Origin of the sequence: Rhizobium sp. NLR16a (assembly GCF_017948245.1) — a bacterium.
Taxonomy (GTDB): domain Bacteria; phylum Pseudomonadota; class Alphaproteobacteria; order Rhizobiales; family Rhizobiaceae; genus Rhizobium.
This window is the reverse complement of the sequence record NZ_CP072865.1, coordinates 980,248-1,000,508: the sequence shown is the minus strand read 5'-3', so window position 1 is coordinate 1,000,508 and position 20,261 is coordinate 980,248. Positions and strand designations below refer to the sequence as shown.

The window sequence follows — 20,261 nt, the reverse complement described above, 5'->3', positions numbered from 1 at the left end:
TACCCGATCAAAGTTCGCGTTGCGTGTCGGCAAATGCTGGGAACTTGTCAAGGAGCGCGGCGACGATCTTGCCGAAACCGATGCCCAGAGACGATTTCACCATCAACACGTCGCCCGGTGCGACCGAGTTCAATACATATTTCGCCAATTCGTCCGTCCTCTCGCTATATTCGACCTGGACGCTTTCCGGCAGCGATTCCTTCAGCGCCACCATCTCTGCTCCTGCGAGCCAGACATGTTCGATGCCGGCCGCAAGTAGCGGCACGGCGAGATCGCTATGGACCTTCTGAGCATACTCGCCCATCTCGAGCATGTCGCCGAGCACGGCGATACGGCGTCCGCGGCCGGTCGGCTCGGAGGCCGCCAGCAGTGCGATCGCCGCGCGCATCGAAGCGGGATTGGCGTTATAGCTCTCGTCGATCAGCGTGAAGCTGCCGCTGCCGATCGACAGCCGGTGGCGCTTGCCCCTGCCCTTTTCCGGCTGCAGCGTCCCAAGCGCCCCGATCGCCTTTTCCATATCGGCGCCGACGATCCTGACAACGCCGAGCGCCGCGAGAGCATTTTCGGCGATATGGCGGCCCGGCGCACCGATCGCGACCTCCAGCGTCTCGCCGCCGATCGTCAGCCACAACGTCGAATTCTCGTCCGAGCCGTTGAATTCCGCGAGCCGGAATTCCGCCTTGGCATGCTGGCCGAAGGAATGAATATGCTCGATGCCGAGCGACTGCGCCGTTCGATCAAGGAAATTGAACTGGTCATTGTCGCGGTTGAGCACGACATGGCCGCCGGGCTCGAGCCCCTCGAAGATCTCCGCTTTAGCGGCAGCAATCTCCCTGATGCTCTTGAAATTGCCGAGATGGGCCGGCGCGATCGTCGTGATGACCGCGACATCGGGGCGAATCATCGCCACCAGCGGCCGGATCTCACCCGGATGGTTCATGCCGACCTCGAAGACGCCGTAATCCGTATCATCAGGCATGCGCGCCAGCGTCAGCGGCACGCCCCAGTGATTGTTGAAGGAGGCGACGGAGGCGTGCACCTTGCCCGACGGCGACAGCACGTGCCGCAGCATCTCCTTGGTGGTTGTCTTGCCGACAGAACCGGTGACGGCGATGATCTTTGCCCGCGAGCGCTCGCGGGAAGCCTGTCCCAGGCGGCCGAGTGCGGCGAGCACGTCGTCGACGACAATCATCGGCACCGTCAGGCGACCCATCGCGGGAAGCCTCGCCTCGCTGACGACCAGCAGCGAAGCCCCATTCGCCATTGCCATCGAAGCATAATCGTGACCGTCGACGCGGTCGCCCTTGATCGCGAAGAAGGCTTCGCCTGATCTAATCGAGCGGCTGTCGATGGAAATGCCGGTGATGCCTTCGGGCAGCGTGCCGAAGGGGCGCCCCGCCATCGCTGCGATCATGTCTTCGGTCGTCCAGAGCCAGCTCAAGATTGCAGTTCCTCCAAGGCCTTGCGCACCTCCGCGTGGTCGGAGAACGGCAGTGTGACGCTCCCAATCGTCTGCCCCTCCTCGTGCCCCTTGCCGGCAACGATCAGCGTATCGCCGGTTTTCAGCATGCCGACCGCCTCGCGGATAGCCGCGGCGCGATCGCCGATCTCGGAGGCGCAACCTGCTGCCGCCATGATCTCGGCCCGGATCGAAGCCGGCTCCTCCGAACGCGGATTGTCGTCGGTGACGATGACGACATCGGCAAGGCGGCAGGCGATTTCACCCATGATCGGCCGCTTGCCGCGGTCGCGGTCGCCGCCGCAGCCGAAGACGACGACGACACGGCCGGTGGTGAATGGCCTCACCGAATTCAGCACATTTTCCAACGCATCCGGCTTGTGGGCATAATCGACATAAGCGAGTGCGCCATCTTTGGTATGGCCGACCAGTTCGAGGCGGCCGGACGCGCCCACCAGTTTCTCGAGCGCCGCCATCGCGACCTTCGGTTCGACTCCCGTGGACATGGCAAGTCCTGCCGCAACCAGCGCGTTGGCGACCTGGAAATCGCCGGCCAGCGGAATATCCACCTCGAAGATCTCGTCGCCGATATGGATCTCTGCCGTCTGCTTGTGGCGAAAATGCTCGACGCGTTTCAATGACAGATATTGCCCCTTGCGCCCGACGGTGCGGACATCGTGACCCGCATCGGCAGCCGCCTTGATGGCCTGAGCAGACCACGGATCGTCCGCGAAGACGACGGCCGGGGCACCCTTGGGCAGCAGCGTATCGAAAAGCCGCATCTTGGCGGCCATGTAGGCCTCGATCGTCGGATGATAATCCATGTGATCGCGGCCGAGATTGGTGAAGGCTGCGGCGGCGAGCCTGACGCCGTCGAGACGGCATTGGTCGAGGCCGTGGCTGGAAGCCTCCATCGAGGCATGCGTAACACCCTCGTCGGCGAGCTCCGCCAGCAGTTTGTGCAGCGACACCGGATCCGGCGTCGTCAGTGCGCCATATTCATTGCGCGTCGGCGAAACGACACCTGTTGTGCCGATCATCGCGGCTGCCTGGCCGGCATGTGCCCAGATCTGGCGGGTGAAAGAGGCGACGGAAGTCTTGCCGGCCGTGCCGGTGACGGCGACCATGGTCTCGGGCTGCCTGCCGTAAAAGCGGGAGGCGGCAATGGAAAGGAAGCGGCGCGGCTCCTTGACCGCAAGCACCGGGATGGGAGCATCGACAGCCTGGGAGGTGATCGCGACGGCGGCCCCGCGGCCGGCGGCATCCGTGATGAAGCCCGCGCCATCCGCCTTGGTGCCGGCGACCGCGACAAAAGCGTTGCCCGGTTCCACCTTGCGGCTGTCCGAAGACAGGCCTGAGATATCAAGCAAGCCTGCCGGGCCTTCCAGTTGTGCTTCAAGTTCCGGAAACTGATCTCCGGCCAGGTCTCGCAATTTCATCGAACGCACTTTTCTCTCTTGAAGCCGGTTCACCCCTCGCGAATCGGCGTCGGTATTCATTCACACTCAATAAGACACCAGCAAGGCCGAACCGCCCTCCCCAAATTTCGGCTCGATGCCGAGAATGGGAGCCGCGCGACGGATGATCTCACGAGCGATCGGGCCGGCAGTACCGGCGGAGATCGTTCCACCATATTGCTTCTCGCCTGTTTTCGGCTCGTCGCAGAAGGTGATGACCACATATTGGGGATTGTCGATCGGGAAGGCGGAGATGAATGAGTTGAAGTTGAGCGTCGCGGAATAACGCCCGTTCACCACCTTGTCCGCCGTGCCGGTCTTGCTGCCGACGGCAAAGCCCGGAACACGGGCGACGCGTCCCGACCCTTTGTAACCGTTGAAATCGAGAAGATAGCGGATCTCATCGCTGGTCGACTTCTTGAGGACCTGCTTGGCGACCTGGTCAGCCTGTTCGCGGGTGCGCGGCAGGAATGTCGGCTCGATCAGCTTGCCGCCGTTGACAAGGGCGGCAGCCGCCACGCCCGTCTGCAGCGCGGTCGTCGAGACGCCGTGGCCGAAGGAAATCGTGATCGAATTGATCTTCTTCCAGACGCGCGGCTGGCTCGGCATCTTCACTTCCGGCAGTTCGGTCTGCATCTTCGTCAGCAAGCCGAATTTGGTCAGATAGTCCTTCTGCGCGTCGATGCCGACGAGGTCGATGACGCGCGCCGTGCCGATATTCGATGAATACTGGAAGATTTCGGGAACGGTCAGCCAGCGCCGCTGTCCGTGAAAGTCATGGATGGTGAAGCCGCCGATATAGATCGGCTTGCTGGCGTCGAACGTGTCGGACATCTTCACCTTGCCGCTGTCGAGCGCCATCGCCAGCGAGAAGGTCTTGAAGGTCGACCCCATTTCGAAGGTGCCGTTCGTCATCCGGTTGAGCCAGCCTTCCTTGGCGCCCTCCTGCGGATTGTTCGGATCGAAGTCGGGTGCCGATGCCATGCCGAGCACTTCCCCGGTGTGCACGTCGATAACAGCCGCGCCGGCCCCCTTGGACTGGAAATTGTTGACGGCGTTGACGACGGCATCGCGAACGATGTTCTGCACGCGCAGGTCGATCGACAGCCGCACCGGCTCCAGCGGCTGGTCGCTCGTCATGCCGACCGAGGCGAGATCGGCGAGCCCCTGGTCGTCGATAAATTTCTCCATGCCGGCCACGCCGCGGTTGTCGATGTTGACATAGCCGAGGATGTGCGCCGCGGTCGAGCCGCCGGGATAGAAGCGGCGCTTCTCCGGCCGAAAGCCGATGCCGGGAATGCCGAGCGCCAGGATCTGGCTCTGCTGCTTCGGCGTCAGCTGCCGGCGCAGCCAGGCGAAATGCGAGCTCTTGACCGAAAGTTTCTTGTAGGTGTCCCTGACGTCGAGCTCCGGCAGAACAGTTGCAAGCTTCTCGACCGCCTCATCGACGTCAACGACCTTGTTCGGCTCGGCAAACAGCGAGACCGTGCGGATGTCGGTCGCCAGCACCTCGCCATTGCGATCGAGAATGTCGGGCCGCGAGGCCATAAGCCGGTCGGGCGGCAGGATGCTGGAGACGACCTCCTGATCCTTCATGGCATATTCGACCAGACGGCCGCCGATGACGACATAGACACCCATGAAGCCAAGGATCAGCAGCCCGACGCGGCTTTTTGCCTGCCCCGTCTTCTTCTTGCGCGACCCCTCGATGGCGACGCCGGCAGAAGGGCCGCCGAAGCGGTTATAGACGCCGGCGGAGAAATGCGCCTGGCTCTTCAGGACCATGATGCGGGAAAGAAACGACATTATTCCACCGACCCCGTTTCAATCTCGTCTGCTTCATCCGCCACCACTCCACGCTGCTCGGCCGCGTCGCGCTGCTGTGCTGCGCCGCGTGGCGCGGGCATCGGCACGGGCTGCGCTTTGCCGGTCGCGCCTTTGGCGCTGGCGACCGTCGCACCCTTGGCATCGGCTTTGGCCTCCGTTACGTCGGGTACCGGAACCGCGGATTTCAGCATCGGCAATTCCTTGGCATGCACGAGTGCCGTCGAATCCGTCGGCTGCAGCTGCAATTCCGCATTGTAGGCATTGACCAGCCGCTCCAGCCGGTTCGGCTGCGATTGCAGCGCCCAATCGGCCTTGAGAAGATCGATCGTGTCCTTCTCGAGCTTGATCTCGGCTTCGAGGCGATGAACCTCCTCGAGCTTCAATTCGGCGCGATGTTTGATCGTGTAGGTGACGGCGGCAGTCGCCGTCATGACGCCGATGAGCACGAGATCGAATGTTTTCAGCATATCAACCTCCGAGCTTTCCGAGCGTGGCAAGATTGGGAAACCCGAAGAGCGACATATCCGCGGCCTCGGCGGCCGCGTCTGTCCGCAGGCCGGCGCGCAGCTTGGCGGAGCGGGCGCGCGGATTGGCTTCAGCCTCCGCCTCGCTCGCAGAAACCATCGGCTTGCCGATTGCCGTGAACGTCGCCGCCCGCTCATGTGCTGCCGGCAGGTGCCGCGAGCCGGTCGCCTTGCCGGCGCGGTCGGAGAAGAATTTCTTGACGATGCGGTCTTCAAGCGAATGAAAGGTGACGACGACGAGCCGGCCGCCGGGCTTCAGAGCTCGTTCCGCCGCAAACAATGCCTGCGCCAGCTCCCCGAGCTCGTCATTGACGAAAATGCGCAATGCCTGGAAGACGCGCGTCGCGGGATGGATCTTGTCCTTCATCTTGCGCGGAGTGACCAGCTCGATGAGACCGGCAAGATCGCGCGTCGTTTCGAAGGGCTTTTCCTCGCGCCGCTTCTCGATCGCATGTGCGATTCGCGGTGCCTGGTTTTCCTCGCCGAGAAAATGGAAGATGCGGATCAGATCCGCGACCTTGGCGCGATTGACGACATCGGCGGCCGAAACGCCTGTTGCCGACATGCGCATGTCGAGCGGCCCGCTCTTCTGGAAGGAGAAGCCGCGCTCGGGCTCATCGATCTGCATGGAAGAGACGCCAATATCGAGCACCACGCCGTCAAGCCCGCCCTGCGGCGCATGATCAGCAAGATTCGAGAACTGCGCGTGAATGAGCCGGAGGCGGCCGGCATGAGCGGCAACCATCGCCTGGCCCGCCGCAATCGCTGTGGGATCACGATCGAGCGCAATCACCTCGGCGCCGGCCGCGAGGATGGCCGCGCTATAACCACCCGCACCGAATGTACCATCGAGGATGAGCTTGCCGGGTGCGGGCGAGAGCGCTGCGAGGACCTCATTGAGAAGAACAGGAATGTGACGAACCGGTCCGCCACCGGCATCAGTTGAACCTCCGCCAGGATTCGTCACCATTCCGTTCCCTCGTTCCTTTAGGAACGCTTGCCCGCCAGCTTGCGCTCCCCTCGTGCCTGCGCCTGCGCAGCCAAGAATGCCTGCGGCTGCCAGAGCTGAAAATGATCCGCTCGACCGACGAAGGTCACTTCGTCCGAGATGCCGGTGAAGTCGCGGATGAAATCCGTGACCATCAGCCGCCCCTCGGCATCGAGCTTCATGAAGACCCCGCCTCCGTGGATCAGAAGCGACATCGCGTTCGCATCCGGCGAAAATGGATCTTCCGCAGCAATCTGCCGCTCGAATCTTTCGAGAAGATCCGAGCCGCCGACGCTGATCGCCGGAAACACAAAGTCCTGGAAACAGTAGAGCTCCTGGACGTTGCGCTGCGCCAGCACGGAACGGAATGCCGAAGGCACGGAAACCCTGCCCTTGGCATCGATCCTGTTGGTCGCGTTCGAAAGGAAGCGGCTCATGACTCGAAACATCCGTTCCCGCAGGGAGCCGGACAAAAAGACGCCCGAAAGTCCCAATATCAGGCACAGCCTCGCAAGCCGGATGAGCCAAATCCCACCCGACGCTTCCAGAGAGGAAGGCGCCTTTGCTTTGCGATGAATGGGCAAATGATTGCCCTGGTGCAGTGCGCATTTGGGATAGCATGGGACCATATGGGCGTCAATGGGATGCGACCGTTTTGCAACGGACGTATGATCAAACATTTATAAGCTGTTAAGTTTAACAAAGGGTTAGCGCAGCCATTTTGCAGATGGCAAGCATTGATTGCGCCTTATTAAAATCCGTCCATAACGTGCATGAATATCAGCTTGGAAACAGTCGGTTTCAGCGACTTAGGCTGAAAATCCAGGCCCTGCCGCAGCTCGGATGTTAATCGCCAGTTGGCCTGTAAGCCGGGTTCTGTATGGCTCCGGCGCGAACCGGAACGTGGCAGCCATTCCTCTGGGACAGCGCTCGCACGCTGCCTCACGCAACCCACCCGGATGACTGGCCTGGAAACCGGCCGGAGAGCCTTTCGGCCCTCCACGTCATCCCTATTCGGTCTTGCTCCCGGTGGGGTTTACCGTGCCATATCCGTTGCCGGAGATGCGGTGGGCTCTTACCCCACCCTTTCACCCTTACCTGTCTTGACAGGCGGTTTGCTTTCTGTGGCACTTTCCCTGAGGTCGCCCTCGCCGGACGTTATCCGGCACCGTGTTTCCGTGGAGCCCGGACTTTCCTCACCTTACCGCCTTTCGGCATTGGTAAAGCGCGGCTGCCCGGCCAACTGGCAGGGCTCCCATAAACGAGAGAGCCCGTAAATGCCACCGAAATATAGGGGACAGCCCTAACGGAAATTAGGTGTGAAATCCGTGGAGTAGCCCTGTTCGCTGATTCTGCCCGACAAAAGCAGCTCCGCGCCGAGTCTGCCGATTTCGTCCGAACTCTTCGCCGAGGTGCCGGCGCAGCCCGTCAGCACCGCGATCGCAGGCGAAGAGGTATAGCCGATCATCGGATAGCCGCTTTCCGTATAGGAGACGACGCAGGCGGCCGTCGAAATCGACAGCGGCGCCATATCGGGCACAAGGTCGGCGACGAAGCGCTGCAGATGCGAGCGCACGCTCTCTCGCCCTTCGGTCTTGAACCAGGCCCGCATCTCGATGTCGTTGTGTAAGATCAGATCGTCGGGATCGCCGCCAATCTTCAGGTAGAATTTGCGATCGGGATAACGGATCGGCGGCAGCAGATAGATATGGGTGCCGGGCACGTCGAGAATGAGCGACGGCATCGCCGCAAGGCGGAGCGCATCAGCCTCGCCGATCTCGAACAGCGTTACGGTCCGGCCATAAACCGTCATGGCAACAGGCCGTGGCAAGAGATTTTCGGCAATGGAAAATCCGCCCGCTGCCAGCAGCACCTTTTCACCGCGATAGCTGAGGCCCCCGGCAGTCTTGACGCTCGCCAGCCCGTCCTCCTCGCGGATCCAGACCACATGATCTCGGATGACAGTCGCGCCTGCCCTTTCTGCCAGCAGAGATTGTGCCTTGACCAGTTTGCGCGGGCTGATATGTCCGGCGCCCCTCGCCTCGAACACACCTGCACTGCCGGCGGGAAAGGCAAAGAAGGGAAATGCGGTCTTCAATCCGCCCGCGTCCAGAAGCCTGGTCTCGATGCCGAGCGAAACGGCGGCCTGCCGAGTCCTTTCGAGATAATCGCCTCTATCAGGCGCGACGACGACGCAGCCGGCCTCCCGATAGAAGTCGATGCCGCTCTCGTTCGCGATCTCGCCGTAGCGACCGATCGAGCGATTGGCGAGCAGCGCCCAGTTGCGGTCGGGATCGATGGTGCGGGTAATGCGCCCCTCGTCGTAATGGCTGGCGAAAACGCCTTCATGCGCCTTGCGATCGTCAGGCTCGTCCGGGCCGATTACCGCGACACCATCCGTCTGCCGCGCCAGATGCCGCGCGGCGGCGGCTCCCATCAGCCCGCGGCCGACGACGATATATTTGAAATCGACTGCCATGATATCCCTCTCAAGCGAAGACCGGCGTCAGCTCGCGGCCGAAATCCTCATCCCCGAGCCGCCCTTCCCTGAGAAGCACGGCGCCGAGACGCCCGAGTTCGTCGGAAGATTTGGCCGCGACGAAATTGCCGCCAGTCAGCACCGCGATCCGCGGCGACGGCGTGAAGCCGACGTAAGGATAACCGGTCGGGGTGAAATTCGCCACGCACGGAGCCGACGTGACCGGGCATCCGGCAAGCTCCGGCATCAGTCGCAGGGCGATGCGCGAGAGATGATCGCGCTCGGCCATACTGCCGTCGGAACGGAACCACGTGCCGGCCTCTTCCAGCCGGCTGAAGGAAAGCGCCTCGGTATCGCCGCCAAGCTTCAGATAGATCTTGCCGTCCAGATAACGCACCGGCGGCAGAATATAGATGTGGTCCTCCTCCCGGTCGCCGAGCACGATGGTCGATGGCATGTCGCCGAAAATCGCCATTTCGCGGTCGCCGATTTCGTAGAAGACAACGGTACGCGCCATCACTCTCAAATCGACGGGACGCGGCAGCAGGGCATGGAAATTGCTGAAAGCGCCGGCCGCGACCAATACGCGCTCGGCGCTATAGCTTCTGTCACCGGCCGTCACCTCAACATGGGAACCTGTGTCGCGCACCGACGTCGCGGTCGCCTCGATCAGCGAGACGCCGCCCTGTTCGGCAAGCCTGGCTTGCGCGCGCACCAGCGCCCGCGGATTGATGTGCCCGGCGCGCTTGCGCTCGAAATATCCGCTGAAATCAGGGCCGACGGCAAGATAGGGAAAACGCCGGTCGAGTTCCGCCGGGGCGACGATCTCGATATCGCTGCCGAGCGTCTCGCTGACGGTCAGCGCCCTCAGAAGAAAGTCCTGCTCGTCCTTCGGTGGGGGACCGGCAAAAAGACATCCGACTTCCGAAAAGAAGGAAATGCCGCTCTTCGCCTCGATGTCGCGGTAGCGCCGGAGCGCCCGCGCGGCGAAAGTTCCCCAGGCGAGATTGCCGTCGAAGGTGCGGGTAATGCGCGCTTCGTCATAATGGCTGGCAAAAACGCCGTGATGGACCTTGCGATCCTCCGGCTCCGAAGGGCCGATCAGCGCGACGCCGTCGGCCATGGAAGAGAGATGCCGTGCGGCCGCCGCTCCCATCATGCCGCGCCCGATGACGATGAACCTGAAATCGACTGCCATATCTCACCTCATATCGAGGTGCCCACCTCGTTTCGAGGTGGGATATCACGGCGAGCGTCCCGATTCATATTACAAAAACAGCAGCGGAAGATTTCCCTCCGAGCCGCGCGGCGGCTCAGTCGAGCATCGCCAGGACCTTGCCGCAATAAGTCTTCGACACCGGATTCATGCGCGTTGCGCCATGGCCGGCATTATATTTGAGGATGGTGTTGCAGGTCTGCCCGCCGCCGAGCTGGTGGGCGGCCGCCAGATACTTCATGCCGTATTTGATGTTGGTCTCGGGATCGAACAGGCCTTTGCGCGTGCCGGAATATCCCATCATCCTGGCCGTTGCCGGCTTGATCTGCATCAGGCCGATTTCGCCGGCGCTGCCGCGTGCCTTCGGATTGAAATTGCTCTCGACGCGAACGACCGCCTGGGCGAGCGCCACCGGAACGTTGTATTCAGCCGCATATTTGTTGATCAGCGCAGCATAGGGAATGCTGTTGGAGAAATCGGGCATGGCATAGCCGCTCTGTCGATCGACGGTTTTCAGCGGGATGGTTTCGGCCCTGACGCCCCAGTCATCATTAGCCGAGGCAAAGTTATACCCCGCCAGCAGCATGCCAAGGCATGCCGCAGCACCAATAATAAACTCTTTCATATAGTTTCTTCACTCCGACCCAAAGAACTGCAGGGACTGCGCGCCTCGCTGTCATCCGGATACACGCGATCAAGGACTGATCGCGCTCCATGGCAATTCTTATCGTTTCATTTGGCGGCCACGGTTACACTTGAAATCAGCCGCGAGCGCCGTTCAGCGGGCGTCCTTAGACCATCGCAATGAGGAGATAATAGGGAAATGATGTGGCGGGGCGGATTTCTCGCTTGTGACGGCAAAACTGCCCGGAATTCCGGCTGCCGCCGTCAGGAAAATCGCGGTAGCGCCGACAGCAGCCGGTGCAGCGTGTCGATCGTCGAGAAATCGGCGATCCCGTCCACCCGTTCGGGCCGGAAATGGCGCTGGAAGGCTTCCACGTCGCCGGCCGTCTTTTCGGAGAATTTGCCCGTAATTTCAGTGCTGTAACCGTAAAGCGACAGCATTGACTGCAGCGCTTCCACCGGCTGGCCGGCGTCCCCGCGCTGGAAGAAACGCCCGCCGGTGATCGTCGCCGGCTCGACCCAATGGCCCACACCCGCCCGATGAAGCTCGGCCCAAGGGAATTTCTCGCCAGGATCAACCTTGCGAATCGGTGCGACATCGGAATGCCCGAGCACTCTTTCCGGCACAATCGACCAACGTTTGACACAGTCACGACACAATTCGATGACTGCTGCGATCTGCTCTTTCGGATAATCGGGAAGACCGCCGGGATGGCCGGCATTGGCGATTTCAATGCCGATCGACAGCGAATTGATATCGCTCTCGCCGTGCCAGCTGCTCTTGCCGGCATGCCAGGCGCGCCGCGCCTCCGGCACAAGCTGGATCACCTCGCCATTCTCATGCACGAAATAATGGCTGGAAACCTGACTCTCTTCCCGACACAGCCAGTCGAGCGCGCCATCGGCCGTCGGCATCCCGGTATAATGCAGGAGGATCATATCGGGACGACGCCCGCCCGCCCGCTCGCCTCGGTTGGGCGATGGCCGCACGCAAGCGCCTCGATAATCGGCCTCGAAAGAGGTCATGCGGCGCGGCGTTCCTTCTCGATCGCCGCATATGCTGCGTTCAGCGCCGCCATGCGCTCATTGGCGATCAAATGAAACTCCTTCGGCACCCCGCGCGAGATCAGTCGATCGGGATGATGTTCGCTGACCAGGCCACGGTAACGGCGGCGGATCGTCGGAAAATCGTCGGAAGGCGACACGCCGAGCACCTTGTAGGGATCGCCGCCGGACGAGACATGGCGAGCTGCGATCTGCTCGAAACGAGTCTCGCTCATCTGGAAGATCTCGGCGATATGGCCGAGGAAATTCAGCTCCTTCTCGTGAATCAGCCCATCGGCCTTGGCAATGTGGAACAGGCCGTCAAGCACGTCTTCCAGGACCGGGCAATTGGCCGCGCAGGTGACGCAGAGCGTCGAAAGCCGCTCGGCATAGGCTTCGTAGCCGGCGACATCCTGGCGTGCGAGATTATAGAGCCTGGCAACATTCTTGGCCTGATCCTCGGGAAATTCGAAGATCTCGCGGAAAGCCTCGACCTCTTTCTCGCTGACGATGCCGTCGGCCTTGGCCATCTTGGCCGAAAGCGCAATGATCGCCACGGAGAAAGCCACTTTGCGCCGGGTCTCGGGATCGCCTTCGAAAACCGTTCGAATAGCCTCGACCACCGCGGAGAGCGCATTGCCCGCGGTATTGCCAATGGCATTCAACAATTTTTCCCAGAAGGACATCGAAATCTCTCGTAAGCGTGCCAAGTATGAGCAATCAGCTTGACCAAAGAATCGTAGCCTTTGCAAGGCGACTATTGGTCGTAGCATCGAAAACAGTTTTCACGATTCAGTAATTATTGCACTGCAGCAAGCGATCGACCGGTTCGCCGGATCCGCCGTGAGAGGGGTTGCCGCACCACGCTCGCTCAATGCTTGACCGCCGATTTCCACAAACAGTTCCCGGCGGCAGCTCGGGCTTGAAACGATTATATCGCGCTTCCCGCCGCCTTTGCCGTTCAACTCGGCAGAAAGCCGCGTTTTTCGTAAATTCTTTACTTTACAGGGCCCTTTCCCTGCCGCATCCATGCGCTAGCTAACGCTGCCCACAGAAACATCGCAGGAGGGATCCATGGCCAAACAGAAAGTCGCAATGCTGACCGCTGGAGGCCTGGCGCCCTGTCTTTCCTCTGCCGTCGGCGGCCTCATTGAACGCTACAGCGACATCGCCCCCGAAATCGACATCGTCGCTTATAAGTCCGGCTATCAGGGCGTGCTGCTCGGTGACCGCATCGAGATCACCGGTCAAATGCGTGCAAAGGCGCCGCTGCTGCACCGCTATGGCGGCTCACCGATCGGCAATAGCCGCGTCAAGCTCACCAATGCCGCCGACTGCGTCAAGCGCGGCCTTGTCAAGGAAGGCGAGAATCCGCTGAGGGTCGCCGCCGAGCGTCTTGCCGATGACGGCATCACCATTCTCCACACGATCGGGGGCGACGACACCAATACGACGGCCGCCGACCTTGCTGCCTACCTCGCCGCCAACGGCTATGACCTGACCGTCGTCGGCTTGCCGAAGACGGTCGACAACGATGTCGTGCCCATCCGCCAATCGCTCGGCGCCTGGACGGCCGCCGAAGTCGGTGCGCATTTCTTCGACAATGTCAGCAACGAGCAGACGGCTGCGCCGCGCACGCTCGTCATCCACGAAGTGATGGGCCGCCATTGCGGCTGGCTGACGGCAGCCACCGCCCGTTCCTATCTTCAGCGCACCAGCCGCAACCAGTATGTCGACGGCCTGCTGATGGACGCGCATCTGAAGAGCATCGACGCCGTCTATCTGCCCGAAATGTCCTTCGACCTCGACGCCGAGGCCGCCCGCCTGAAGGAAATCATGGACCGCACCGGCCATGCCACCGTCTTCGTCTCGGAAGGCGCCTGCCTCGACGCTATCGTCGCCGAGCGTGAAGCTGCGGGTGAGACCGTAAAGCGTGACGCTTTCGGCCACGTGAAGATCGACACGATCAATGTCGGCGCCTGGTTCCAGAAGCAGTTCGCCAACCTCCTGAACGCCGAGCGTTCGCTGGTGCAGAAATCGGGCTATTTCGCTCGCTCGGCCCCGGCCAATGGCGACGACCTCAGGCTGATCCAGAGCATGGTCGATCTCGCCGTCGAAAGCGCGCTCAATAAGGTGTCCGGCGTCACCGGCCATGACGAAGCGCAGAACGGTAAGTTGCGCACTATAGAATTTCCCCGCATCAAAGGTGGCAAAGCTTTCGACCTGTCGACGGCGTGGTTTGCAGAAGTCATGGACAATATAGGGCAGAAATACAAAGAAGCATGATTGACGGACGGTTAATATGGTGTCTTTGCTTATTCCCGACGGAATAGGAGGAGATTCCATGTCGCTTGAAGCCTGGCTCGCTTTTGCTGCCGCATCCGCCATCATGCTGGCCATACCGGGACCAACGATACTGCTCGTCGTTTCCTATGCGCTTGGCCATGGCCGCCGGACGGCCTTTGCGACGGTGAGCGGCGTGGCGCTTGGCGACTTCACCGCAATGACCGCATCCCTCTTCGGTCTCGGCGCAGTGCTCGCCACCTCCGCCGCCCTCTTCACCCTTTTGAAGTGGATCGGCGGCGCCTACCTGATCTGGCTGGGAATCAAGCTCTGGCGGGCTCCCGTGATTGGCGAGCCGGTCGCCGACAACGACAATCTGCCGGAGGAAAAGTCGCTTAAGATCTTCCTCCACGCCTATGTCGTCACCGCCCTCAATCCGAAGAGTATCGTCTTCTTCGTCGCCTTCGTGCCGCAGTTCCTCAACCCGACCCTGCCCTTCTTCGGGCAGATGGCGATCATGGAAGCGACCTTCCTGGTGCTGGCGATCCTCAACGCCGCTGCCTACGCTTTTCTCGCCCATTCCGCTCGCGGACTGATTCGCAAGGCGAGTGTCCAGCGCGCCGTGAACCGGACCGGCGGCACCCTGCTGATCGCTGCAGGCGCCGTAACGGCTGGGTATCGCCGTATTGCGGCTTGAAATCCGGGTATCGCGCTATTGCAGCTGAGAAATATTCCGTGGTTGCCGGAATGCAACGAATAGGTTAATGGGGTCATCGGGTTTAAATTTTTTAGTAACTTTTATACGCTGCCGGGGCGGCGCGATTTCACGAAAGTGACGGAATGGTAGCGATCGGATTGTCCGGCCTGAAACGCAGTCTTGTCGTTTCCACGGTGCTCTGCTGCGGCGTGATCACCGGCTGCACGAGCGTTGAATATACCTCTCAGGCCGAACTGACAGCCGCTCAGACAGTGGTGCCGACGCCGAAGCCTGGCGAAGACGCGACACTCGCCGCGATCCCGATCGCGACCGGCCAGGCAATTGCAGGCGCCATGCTTCCCCAGCCACGCCCGTCGCTCACCGCAACGGCAATGCCGGCGGTGGCCGCATCCCAGCCGGTCGATCTTACCATGCAGGCAGGCAAACAGCCGGCAGCCTATGCGCAGATCCCGTTGACGCCTGAGATGACGGCGATCCAATCCGTCGTGCCGACCCCGCGCCCGGGAACGCCGTCACAGCCGGCGACGCAGCTTGCCTTTGCCGCCACCCCCCAGAACAGCGCGCTTGCAGCACTGGCCGCCGTCGACACGACGCCGCGCTCCATGGATTACGGCTTCGACGAATCCGGACCGATCGATCCGCCGACAGCTCCCCCGATGTTCAGCGACGACGACAGGGACGATGCGCCGACCGTCGAGAAGAGCTTCGTCACCAAGCTCATCCAGAAATATTCGAAGATCTACGAGATTCCCGAGACGCTGCTCCACCGCATCGTCCATCGCGAGAGCCGTTACAATCCGAAGGCTTATAACAAGCGCGGCTATTTCGGCCTCATGCAGATTAAATACAACACCGCCAAATCCATGGGCTATGACGGTGCGCCGGGCGGCCTCTTCGACGCCGAGACCAACATCAAATATGCCGCGAAATATCTGCGTGGCGCCTGGCTCGTCTCTGACAACAAGGAAGACGACGCCGTCCGCCTCTATGCGCGCGGCTATTACTACGATGCCAAGCGCAAGGGCATGAATGATGTCGCCCAGGGTAATTACTGAAACCGGGCAGCTATCGAGACAAACCAATCGAAACAGCGGTCGTAGCCTACGGCTGCGGTTGCGGCTGATGCCCCTGTGATTCGGCCTGCTGTTGCGGCGCTCGCGCTTGCGGCAACGCCGCCAGGACTGCCTTCAGAAGCGTCTGCGGTTGATAGCCGAGCCAGCCCGGTGTCAGGCCGAGCCGAACGACGATCAGATTGGCGGAAGGCACGATCGCCATGCTCTGCCCGTCATGCCCCGTGAGCCAGAACGTATCCTCGGGCAGCCCGAACGCGGCGCTTGAGCCACCGGGCGCGAGCCAGGCCTGACCTTGAGTATACCGGCCGTTCGACGCCGCCGTCGGCGTGCGCATGGCGCCGACGAAACCCTCCGGCAACAGCCGCTGGCCGTTCCACACGCCATCCTGCAGCAGGAACTGCCCAAAGCGGGCCCAATCATGCGCCGTCGCGTAGAGATAGGAGCTTCCGACAAAGGTGCCACGCGCGTCGAGTTCGAAGACGGCACTCGTCATGCCGAGTGGGGAGAAGAGCGCGTCGTGCGGGTAGGAGAAGGCTGCCGGCGCCCTGCCGACTCTGTCCATCCAGATGCGCGACAAGAGCACCGCCGTGCCGCTCGAATAGAGGAAGCGCTGACCCGGCGCCGCCTCCATCGGCGCATTGGCCGGCAACGACACCATGTCGGGGTCGAGATAGAGCATGCGCGTCACATCCGCGACATCACCATAATTCTCGTTGAAGGCAAGACCGCTCTCCATGCCGAGCAGGTCGGAAACTTTGATTTTGGCGCGCGCATCATCCTTCCACTGCGCCAGCAGATGATTGTCGTCGAAGGAAATCTTACCATCGAGCATCAGCCGGCCGAGGATGGCCGCATTCACCGTCTTCGTCATCGACCAGCCGATCAGCGGCGTCTTCGCTGAGAATCCGGGACCATAGGCTTCGGCGACGATTCGGCCATCGCGCACGACCACAATCCCTCGCATGGCCGGGCCGGCAATCCCTGTGTCGTTAAGCACCGCAGCGATCCTTTCGTCCCGACCGCCGACACCCTCGCCTTCCGGCCACAGCGCCGCGTTCGCCTCCATTCTTGCCGGCGCGTCGAAAGCTACGGCATTCGCCGCCGCCTCGAAATCGCCGTCGGGCACGCTCGTGCAGCCGAAAGCGCCGCGGTAAAGCGCGTAGCTCGAAGCAAACAGCCCCAGGAAGCGCGCGGTCACACGGTTGTTGTCGCGGTCGACGCTGACGCGCACGAGCCGCAGCAACGGATTTCCCGGCGCCTGCACGTCATCCGCCAGCACGTCTTCGGCGTTCCGGCCGGCAACGAAGACATTGGAGCAGACGATCTTGGCGGCATAGCCGTCGCCGACGCGCAGAAGCTCCGGCGGCCGGACGAGCAGCCAGACGGCGCCGGCAACGACGATGAGAACGACAAGGAGCGCAAGCGCCTTCAGGACACGCAGGACAAATCGCATGGCATTCCTCCGAATGCCCGGAGAGAAGCAGGAATTCCGCCTGCCTGGAAGGGCGCGGCGCGAAGAATATCCCGTCACCCCGATCACTTTCCGAGGAGGGGCGATGTTTTCGAACGGCACGGGCCCACAGCCCGCGTCATCAAACTGTAGCAGTGGCGCGCTACACGCCCTGAACGCTAAAAAGGTGACAGACTCATGTCAGAATTTGCACCGGATGCCGGCTTCCGCAAGAACCGGAAACTCAAGGACGCCCTTCTCCGCCACAAGGCTTTTTCAAAGGAGGGCTTCTCCGAGCGTCTCTTCAGTCTTCTCTTCTCCGGTCTCGTCTATCCGCAGATCTGGGAGGATCCGGATCTCGACATGCAGGCGATGGAGCTGAAGCCCGATCATCGCATCGTCACCATCGGCTCCGGCGGCTGCAACATGCTCGCCTATCTCTCCAAGGCGCCGGCCTCGATCGACGTCGTCGACCTCAACCCGCACCACATCGCGCTGAACCGCCTGAAGCTTGCTGCGTTCAAGCACCTTCCCGGTCACGCCGATCTCGTCCGATTCCTGGCGATGCCGAACGAGAAGTCGAACAGCCGCGCTTATGACCAGCATCTCGCTGCCAAACTCGATGAAGCGACCCGCAGCTATTGGAACGGCCGCAAGTTCGGCCGCCGCCGCGTCACCGTCTTCGACCGCAACATCTACGAAACAGGCCTGCTCGGCCGCTTCATCGGCGCAGCCCATCTTCTGGCCCGCCTGCATGGCGTCAAGCTGCGCGAAATGACCAAGACCCGCTCGATCCGCGAACAGCGCCAATTCTTCGAAGAACAGATCGCCCCCCTGTTCGAAAAGCCGGTCGTGCGCTGGATCACCGGCCGCAAGAGCTCACTCTTCGGCCTCGGCATTCCGCCGCAGCAATATGACGAGCTCGCAAGCCTTGCCGCCGATCATTCGATCGCACCGGTGCTGAAGCATCGCCTGGAAAAGCTCGCCTGTCATTTCCCGATGCGCGACAACTATTTCGCCTGGCAGGCCTTCGGCCGCCGCTACGGCACCGAAGAAGAGGGCCCGCTGCCGACCTATCTAAAGGCGGAGCACTACGAGGTGATCCGCGCCAATGTCGACCGCGTCAACGTCCACCACGCAAGCTTCACCGAACTTCTGGCCTGCGAGCCGGCAGCCTCTCGCGACCGTTATATCCTGCTCGACGCGCAGGACTGGATGACTGACGACCAACTGAACGACGTCTGGCGGGAAATCACCCGCACGGCGCGCGAAGGCGCGCGCGTGATCTTCCGCACCGCCGCCGAAAAGAGCATCATCGAAGGCCGTCTGTCTCCTTCGATCCGCGACCAATGGGATTATTTCGAGGAGAAATCGCGAGAACTGACCGCGCTCGATCGCTCCGCGATCTACGGCGGTTTCCACATTTACGGGAAGAAGGCGTGAGTAAGATCGGCGCCGAGACGGCAGGAAAGAGCGATCAACATGCCAGCCTGATGGATGGCATGTACCGCTACCAGCGCCATATCTACGACCTGACCCGCAAATATTACCTCCTCGGCCGCGACAGCACGATCCGCCATCTCGACGTGCCAGACGGCGGCACCCTGCTCGAAGTCGGCTGCGGCACCGGCCGCAACATGGCCTTGGCGCACAAGCATTTTCCAGGCGCAAAGCTGTTCGGACTCGACATTTCCCAGGAAATGCTGATTTCGGCCCGCAAGACCTTCGCCACCAAGGCGACCATCCCGGAATTCCGCGTCGCCGACGCGACGGCGTTTACACCGCGCGAATTCGGCGTCAGCGGCTTCGACCGCATCCTCATTTCCTATGCCCTGTCGATGATCCCGGACTGGGAACGCGCCGTCGACGCGTCGATCGCCGCACTTAATCCCGGCGGCCAGTTGCATATCGTCGATTTCGGCCAGCAGGAAGGCCTGCCGCGTTGGTTCCGCCGCATGCTGCAGGCTTGGCTTGCGAGATTCCATGTCACTCCGCGCGCCGATCTGCGGGAGGTCCTGGAAGCGCAGGCCCAGGAACACAATGCGCGTTTATCCTTCGAAACAGTCGGCGGCGGTTACGCCTGGCGGGCGGCCATCATCAGCAGGCGCTCATAATTCGCTTGAAACTAACCGATTTTTTACGTTGATATGATGAAAAGAGGGTTATTCCTCTGCTGGGCTCGTCATTTTCGAAGGTCAGGCTGTGGAGCAAAGAGATCATTCGGTTCACGACGGGATACCCATGCGCCGGCTTTTGTTTTGCGTTCTGCCCCTGGCCATCCTGCTGGCGGGGTGTTCCTCCTCCGGTCACGACTATCTCGAAACCGCATCGATCAAGCCGAAGACGCGCTTCCGGGATACCGATCCGCAGGATTTCGGCCCCAAGCATCCGCAGCAGAATGCGATCCACGGCATCGACATCTCCAAATGGCAGGGCGATATCGACTGGAGCACGGTGAGGAATTCCGGCGTCGCCTTTGCCTTCATCAAGGCGACGGAAGGCAAGGACAGGGTCGACCCCCGCTTCGATGAATATTGGCGCGAAGCGCGCGCCGCCGGCATCCCGCACGCCCCCTACCATTTCTATTATTTCTGCTCCTCGGCCGATGAGCAGGCCGACTGGTTCATCCGCAACGTGCCGAAGGAGGCCATGCGCCTGCCGCCGGTGCTCGACGTCGAATGGAACGCCGAATCGAAGACCTGTCGTTACCGCCCCGACGCGGAAACCGTGCGCTCCGAAATGCAGCGTTTCATGGACCGGCTGGAGGCCTATTATGGCAAGCGCCCGATTATCTACACCTCGGTCGATTTCCACCGCGATAATCTCGCCGGCTACTTCCAGGATTATCATTTCTGGGTCCGCTCGGTGGCAAAACATCCCGAGGTGACCTATTCCGACCGCCGCTGGGCCTTCTGGCAATATACCTCGACCGGCGTGATTCCCGGCATCAAGGGGCCGACCGACATCAACGTCTTTGCCGGCAGCGCAAAGAACTGGAACAATTGGGTCGCGGCCGTTTCCAAGGATAGAAATTCTTAGTAACGTCTTTCAATCTTTCTTGCTTCCGTCACATTCCTCTGTGAAAGCGACGGGCATCCATTTGCTATAAGGACCGCATT

Annotated in this window: 18 protein-coding genes and 1 other RNA gene; 6 read left to right on the top strand and 13 right to left on the bottom strand. The window is 61.4% G+C overall.

Annotated elements, in window-relative coordinates:
* Positions 1-7: 7 nt before the first annotated feature.
* The 12 genes from J7U39_RS04635 to J7U39_RS04580 form a co-directional block, all read right to left on the bottom strand.
* Positions 8-1,441 (bottom strand): UDP-N-acetylmuramoylalanyl-D-glutamyl-2,6-diaminopimelate--D-alanyl-D-alanine ligase, encoded by a 1,434-nt coding sequence (locus J7U39_RS04635; protein ID WP_210630614.1) that lies wholly within the window; start codon positions 1,439-1,441, stop codon positions 8-10.
* The gene (locus tag J7U39_RS04630; protein ID WP_210630613.1) at positions 1,438-2,958 is read right to left on the bottom strand and encodes a UDP-N-acetylmuramoyl-L-alanyl-D-glutamate--2,6-diaminopimelate ligase; all 1,521 of its coding nucleotides are present in this window, start codon (positions 2,956-2,958) and stop codon (positions 1,438-1,440) included. Before J7U39_RS04630 ends, J7U39_RS04635 begins: the two co-directional genes overlap by 4 nt.
* 6 nt (positions 2,959-2,964) lie before the next feature.
* The gene (locus J7U39_RS04625) at positions 2,965-4,722 is read right to left on the bottom strand and encodes a penicillin-binding protein 2 (RefSeq protein WP_210630612.1); all 1,758 of its coding nucleotides are present in this window, start codon (positions 4,720-4,722) and stop codon (positions 2,965-2,967) included.
* Entirely contained in the window at positions 4,722-5,210 is a 489-nt protein-coding gene (locus tag J7U39_RS04620; protein ID WP_210630611.1) for a hypothetical protein, read from the bottom strand. Before J7U39_RS04620 ends, J7U39_RS04625 begins: the two co-directional genes overlap by 1 nt.
* 1 nt (position 5,211) lies before the next feature.
* Positions 5,212-6,237 carry a 16S rRNA (cytosine(1402)-N(4))-methyltransferase RsmH gene (gene rsmH, locus J7U39_RS04615; RefSeq protein WP_210630610.1) on the bottom strand — a complete coding sequence of 342 codons (1,026 nt, stop codon included), beginning with the start codon at positions 6,235-6,237 and terminating at the stop codon, positions 5,212-5,214.
* Between the two features lie 17 nt (positions 6,238-6,254).
* A complete protein-coding gene (gene mraZ, locus J7U39_RS04610; protein ID WP_221102475.1) occupies positions 6,255-6,692 on the bottom strand; it encodes a division/cell wall cluster transcriptional repressor MraZ in 438 nt (145 codons plus the stop codon).
* Between the two features lie 412 nt (positions 6,693-7,104).
* An RNA gene (rnpB, locus tag J7U39_RS04605) (RNase P RNA component class A) lies at positions 7,105-7,502 on the bottom strand.
* A gap of 56 nt (positions 7,503-7,558) precedes the next feature.
* The gene (locus tag J7U39_RS04600; protein ID WP_210630608.1) at positions 7,559-8,734 is read right to left on the bottom strand and encodes an FAD-dependent oxidoreductase; all 1,176 of its coding nucleotides are present in this window, start codon (positions 8,732-8,734) and stop codon (positions 7,559-7,561) included.
* A gap of 10 nt (positions 8,735-8,744) precedes the next feature.
* Positions 8,745-9,932 (bottom strand): FAD-dependent oxidoreductase, encoded by a 1,188-nt coding sequence (locus J7U39_RS04595; RefSeq protein WP_210630607.1) that lies wholly within the window; start codon positions 9,930-9,932, stop codon positions 8,745-8,747.
* Positions 9,933-10,047: 115 nt separating this feature from the next.
* On the bottom strand, positions 10,048-10,575 hold the full coding sequence (locus J7U39_RS04590) for a lytic transglycosylase domain-containing protein (protein WP_210630606.1): 528 nt from the start codon (positions 10,573-10,575) through the stop codon (positions 10,048-10,050).
* Positions 10,576-10,838: 263 nt separating this feature from the next.
* Positions 10,839-11,600: an N-acetylmuramoyl-L-alanine amidase gene (locus tag J7U39_RS04585; protein WP_210630605.1), complete on the bottom strand. Its 762-nt coding sequence runs from the start codon at positions 11,598-11,600 to the stop codon at positions 10,839-10,841.
* Entirely contained in the window at positions 11,597-12,304 is a 708-nt protein-coding gene (locus J7U39_RS04580; protein ID WP_210630604.1) for a DnaJ family molecular chaperone, read from the bottom strand. The genes J7U39_RS04585 and J7U39_RS04580 overlap by 4 nt, the downstream gene beginning before the upstream one ends.
* Before the next feature lie 388 nt (positions 12,305-12,692).
* Here J7U39_RS04580 and J7U39_RS04575 point away from each other — a divergent pair, with 388 nt between their 5' ends.
* The 3 genes from J7U39_RS04575 to J7U39_RS04565 all read left to right on the top strand — a co-directional run bounded on the left by J7U39_RS04575 (position 12,693) and on the right by J7U39_RS04565 (position 15,674).
* Positions 12,693-13,904: a pyrophosphate--fructose-6-phosphate 1-phosphotransferase gene (locus J7U39_RS04575; RefSeq protein ID WP_210630603.1), complete on the top strand. Its 1,212-nt coding sequence runs from the start codon at positions 12,693-12,695 to the stop codon at positions 13,902-13,904.
* Between the two features lie 58 nt (positions 13,905-13,962).
* Positions 13,963-14,598, top strand: a complete 636-nt coding sequence (locus J7U39_RS04570) for a LysE family translocator (RefSeq protein ID WP_210630602.1) — start codon at positions 13,963-13,965, stop codon at positions 14,596-14,598.
* A 143-nt stretch (positions 14,599-14,741) separates the two neighbouring features.
* Entirely contained in the window at positions 14,742-15,674 is a 933-nt protein-coding gene (locus tag J7U39_RS04565) for a lytic transglycosylase domain-containing protein (RefSeq protein WP_210630601.1), read from the top strand.
* A 46-nt stretch (positions 15,675-15,720) separates the two neighbouring features.
* On the opposite strand, the gene J7U39_RS04560 is transcribed toward J7U39_RS04565, so the two are convergent.
* Complete coding sequence (locus J7U39_RS04560) at positions 15,721-17,145, bottom strand: serine hydrolase (RefSeq protein ID WP_210630600.1); 1,425 nt, start codon at positions 17,143-17,145, stop codon at positions 15,721-15,723.
* Between the two features lie 195 nt (positions 17,146-17,340).
* Between J7U39_RS04560 and J7U39_RS04555 the strand changes: the two genes are divergently transcribed.
* The 3 genes from J7U39_RS04555 to J7U39_RS04545 all read left to right on the top strand — a co-directional run bounded on the left by J7U39_RS04555 (position 17,341) and on the right by J7U39_RS04545 (position 20,181).
* Entirely contained in the window at positions 17,341-18,585 is a 1,245-nt protein-coding gene (locus J7U39_RS04555; RefSeq protein WP_210630599.1) for a DUF3419 family protein, read from the top strand.
* Positions 18,582-19,256: a class I SAM-dependent methyltransferase gene (locus J7U39_RS04550; RefSeq protein ID WP_210630598.1), complete on the top strand. Its 675-nt coding sequence runs from the start codon at positions 18,582-18,584 to the stop codon at positions 19,254-19,256. Before J7U39_RS04555 ends, J7U39_RS04550 begins: the two co-directional genes overlap by 4 nt.
* Positions 19,257-19,383: 127 nt before the next feature.
* Entirely contained in the window at positions 19,384-20,181 is a 798-nt protein-coding gene (locus tag J7U39_RS04545) for a GH25 family lysozyme (RefSeq protein WP_210630597.1), read from the top strand.
* Positions 20,182-20,261 lie beyond the last annotated feature (80 nt).